Origin of the sequence: Paraburkholderia sp., assembly GCF_034668105.1 — a bacterium.
Taxonomy (GTDB): Bacteria; Pseudomonadota; Gammaproteobacteria; order Burkholderiales; family Burkholderiaceae; genus Paraburkholderia.
Map to the genome: position 1 here is coordinate 1 of NZ_JAXDPY010000339.1, position 4304 is coordinate 4304.

Below are 4304 nucleotides of genomic sequence, written 5' to 3' on the forward strand. Positions count from 1 at the left end.
GGCGCCTCAATCCAGCGGCGCGATCCCCTGATCGATCGAACCGAAAATCGACTTGCCCGCTTCGTCGAACATTTCGATTCTCACGGTATCGCCGAACTTCATGAATTCGGTCTGCGGCGCGCCGTGCTCGATGGTCTCCAGGCAGCGCTTTTCAGCGATACAGCAGTAGCCGCGTTTCGCATCCTTGTTCGATACGGTACCGGAGCCGACAATCGCGCCGGCGCGCAGGTTGCGCGTTTTCGCCGCATGCGAGATCAGTTGGCCGAAGTGGAACACCATGTCGGTGCCGGCGTCGGGCTGACCGACCTTCCGGTTGTTCCAGTGGACGATCATCGGCCGATGCACGCGCCCTTCGCGCCAGCTCTCGCCGAGTTCGTCAGGCGTCACCGCGACCGGCGCAAACGAGGTGGCCGGCTTGCTCTGAAAAAAGCCGAAGCCCTTCGCGAGTTCGGCGGGGATCAGATTGCGCAGCGAGACGTCGTTGACGAGCGTCACCAGACGCACGCTCCTGAGTGCCTGATCGGGCGTGGCGCCCATCGGCACGTCGGTGGTGATCACGGCGACTTCCGCTTCGAAGTCGATACCGAATTCTTCAGATGCGCACAGTACGTCGTCTTTCGGACCGATGAAGTCGTCGCTGCCGCCCTGGTACATCAGCGGATCGGTCCAGAATTCCGGCGGCATTTCCGCGCCGCGCGCGCGGCGCACCAATTCCACATGGTTCACGTACGACGAACCGTCGGCCCACTGGAACGCGCGCGGCAGCGGCGCCATGCATTCCCGGGCGTCGAACGTGAACGTGTTGCGCGCGCGGCCCTGGTTGAGCGCGTCGTACAGGTCCTGCAGTTGCGGCGCGTAGAAGGTCCAGTCGTCGAGCACGCGCTGCATGGTGGGCGCGATCGCGTCGGCGACGGCCGCGGTGTGCAGGTCGCGGGACACGACGATCAACTGACCGTCGCGCGTGCCGTCCTTCAGCGTGGCAAGTTTCATAGAGGAGTGAACCGTTAGTGACGATAGAAGGAATCTATTCTACGATGGTGAATCGGCGCGGCCCAAGTGCCGTTGCTGGCTGGCCCCGCCCGACTCTTTTCTCACAGTCTTTTGAACGCGCTCCCGCGCCTCGCTCATGCCTCCAATTGCCCGCTCAGGCGCGATCCGCACCGACACCGCCCCCGCTGAGCCGCCCGAACCGCACGACGCAGCCGAATCCGATGACGAAAGCGTCGAGGCCGGTGAGGAAAAGCTGCGCTCCGGCATCCAGTCGATCGAAGTCGGCTTCAGATTGCTTGAAGTGCTGACGCACGAACCGCGCGCCATGATGCTGCGCGATCTGGCGCAACGTGCGGGCATGAGTCCTGCGAAAGCGCACCGCTACCTCGTGAGTTTCCTGCGCCTCGGCGTCGTGGCGCAGGATCCGCTGTCGGGCCGTTACGAACTGGGCGGCTTCGCGTTGCAATTGGGGCTTGCGCGGCTTGCCCGTGTCGATGGCGTGAAACTCGCGCGCATTGCGCTTGCCGAACTGCGTGACCGGCTCGATCTGACGGTGGGCATCGCGGTGTGGGGCAACCAGGGGCCAACGATGGTTCACTGGATGGAATCGAGCCATCCCGCCAAGGCATCGCTCAAGCTCGGCGACGTGATGCCGCTGCTCAGCTCCGCTACCGGTCTGCTGTTTGCCGCCTATCTGCCGTCGAGCAAGACCGCCGCGATGCTCGAACGCGAACTCGCCGATTCGCACCGCTCGTCGTACATGGTCGGACCGCGCACGCGTGACGAGGTCGAACGGGTGCTGACCGACGTGCGGCAGCACGAAGCAGCGCGCGTGGAAGGCATGTTGCTGCCGACCATCCACGCATTCTGCATGCCGGTGTTCGACTCTACCGGCGATCTGGCGCTCGGCCTGGTCGCGCTCGGTCACGAAGGCGCGTTCGACATTCGCTGGGGTGGCGAGATCGATACAGCGCTGCGCGAATGTGCGCAAAAGCTTTCGTACGAGCTCGGGTTTAGCAAGGCGCCACGCTGATGTGCTGATGTGCCGCGTTACCAACCGTCCTTTTCAAATTGATTCGCCCATGTCCTCACCTTCTGCCACACGTCGCTCTGATCGCACGCCGCCCGCCGGGCCGCGCGCCAGTCTGCGGGTGTGGCGATGGCTTGCCGTTTTACTGGTGGTGGCCGTCCTGCACTGGATTGCGGCGCAATGGGTCGAGCGCAACCGCGCGACGCTGAATCCGTCAGACAACGAACGCGTCCCCGTGCAGGTCGCATTGCTGACACCCGAACGCATCGAGCGCAAGCCCGCCGACGCCGTGCTGCAACCCGCGACGCCAGCCCCAGCGCATAAAGCCGCCCCGAGCAAGCCGCGTGAACACGTGCTCACGGCAATGCAACCGGCAAGGCAGGCACCCGCGGCTGTGGCCTCGGCCGCATCGGAGGCCGCCGCGAGCGCATCGGCTGCAGCGAGCCCTCCCAATGCCGACGCCAACGCGAGCGCAAACGGCACCGGCGCAGCCAGCGCCCCTGCCGCAGCCAGTGCGCCCCAGGCGTCAGCGGGTGTGAAATTCTCCGTGCCGCCATCGGGAGACCTGGCCTACGACACGTTCTACAACGGCGTGCGCAATCAGCCCGGCACGATCCACTGGACCAGCAACGCCCAGAGCTACGAGATGATCGTCTCCGTGCCGCTACCGTTCGTCGGCACGTTCGTGTATTCGAGCCATGGCCGCATCGACGCATTCGGCCTCGCGCCGGATCAGTACATCGAAAAGCGCGGCCATCGTCCGGAAGACGTGGCGATTTTCAATCGCACCGACAAAAAGATCGCCTTTACGCGGACCCCGGCCTCGCTGCCGTTGCCCGACGGCGCGCAAGACCGTTTCAGCATGGTGATGCAACTCGCCAGCCTCGTGCGCGGCGACCCCGGCGCTTACAAGCCGGGCGTGACGCGGCAATTCTTCGTGGTCGATAACGACAGTGGCGAGAACTGGCCCGTCGAGACGATCGGCGACGAGACGATCCGCACCGCGCAGGGCTACCTCGAGACACGCCACTTCAAACGCTTGCCTCGCCATGACGGCGATCGACGCCGCATCGACGTATGGCTCGCGCCGTCGCTCGGCTGGCTGCCCGCGCGAATCATGCAGACCGAGCCGAACGGCGCGGAATTCGAATTGGTGTGGCGCGGCAAGCTCAATGCGGACGACGTCGGGAGTCGGGCCACTGGTGCTGATGGCACTAGCGGCTCTGCTGGTTCTGCAGGCTCTGCTGGTTCTGCTGGTTCTGCAGGCTCTGCTGGTCCTGCAGGCTCTGCTGGTTCTGCAGGCCCCGCTGGTTCTGCTGGCACTTCTGGCGCCACTAGCTCTACTGGCTCTACTGGCTCCAGCGGCCCTGGCGGCGCCGATAACGCCAGCAACCCTTCGCCAGCCAATTCGGCGATTCAGCCCCCTGCCAACGCCCCCACCAATACGCCTGCAAATACACCCGAAACCGCCCCCGCCTCAGCGGTCGATTCGACCGTTCCCGGCAATCTGCCCGCAAAACCCTGACCTCGTGCAGGGTCTCGATCTGTCCAGTGAGCTCGCCGCATTGCCGATGTTCACTCGCGCACCCACTACGCATCTTGTCGTCATATCGATGGGTGGCATGATCGCGCAGCAATTCACACTGGACCATATCCATCGCGCATCGATACGCTGCCCCTTGCCGACTCCGCTGGCGCAACTTGCCTGAGGCCCGCGTGTATGGGATCAACGCGCAGCGGCAGCGCGCACGAACGGCGTGGCATCACGGGTGCCCGCGACATTGAGCCGCGGTTGACGCCAGATTTTCAGGCAGCGCATCCCGAAACAGTCGAGCAGATCCGTGACGTGCCAAGCCACACGTTGTCAGGAGGCTACGCCATGGCATGCGAAGCACTGCGCGATTTCCACGTACGCAGTAAGCTGGGAACAATCCGTCGCCCGACGTCGGCCATGGCGGGCCGTCACGACACGGGCACGCCACCTGCTGGTATGCAGGCAATAGCAGACGCCATCGAAGGCGCGCAGTTCGAACTGCCCGAGGCCGCTCACCTTGCGCCCGTCGAGCAATCTCACCGTTTTGCTGCACTGCTTGAAACGTTTCTTGAAAGGCCGGTCTAACCGGTAGGTTCGGAACTTTACAAGCGTCAATCCGGACCCACCCCTTGAATTCCACACCACAAGCTCCACCTATGGCGCAGGAATGGCCAGGAGCCAACGGAAATAAGGAGTGTCGCCATGCAAATGATCTATAACAGCCCCAACTATTGTGTCGTCGAGTTCCCG

At 63.9% G+C, this 4304-nt stretch carries 4 protein-coding genes; 3 read left to right on the forward strand and 1 reads right to left on the reverse strand.

Annotated features, from left to right (window positions below):
• Nucleotides 1–6 precede the first annotated feature (6 nt).
• Nucleotides 7–990, reverse strand: a complete 984-nt coding sequence (locus QOC89_RS15445) for a fumarylacetoacetate hydrolase family protein (RefSeq protein ID WP_323045803.1) — start codon at nt 988–990, stop codon at nt 7–9.
• A gap of 136 nt (nt 991–1126) precedes the next feature.
• Here QOC89_RS15445 and QOC89_RS15450 point away from each other — a divergent pair, with 136 nt between their 5' ends.
• The 3 genes from QOC89_RS15450 (at nt 1127) to QOC89_RS15460 (ending at nt 4139) form a co-directional block, all read left to right on the forward strand.
• Nucleotides 1127–2023 (forward strand): IclR family transcriptional regulator, encoded by an 897-nt coding sequence (locus tag QOC89_RS15450; RefSeq protein WP_323045804.1) that lies wholly within the window; start codon nt 1127–1129, stop codon nt 2021–2023.
• 49 nt (nt 2024–2072) lie between these two features.
• Nucleotides 2073–3545: a DUF3108 domain-containing protein gene (locus tag QOC89_RS15455; protein ID WP_323045805.1), complete on the forward strand. Its 1473-nt coding sequence runs from the start codon at nt 2073–2075 to the stop codon at nt 3543–3545.
• A gap of 195 nt (nt 3546–3740) precedes the next feature.
• Nucleotides 3741–4139: a hypothetical protein gene (locus tag QOC89_RS15460; RefSeq protein ID WP_323045806.1), complete on the forward strand. Its 399-nt coding sequence runs from the start codon at nt 3741–3743 to the stop codon at nt 4137–4139.
• Nucleotides 4140–4304: the final 165 nt, after the last annotated feature.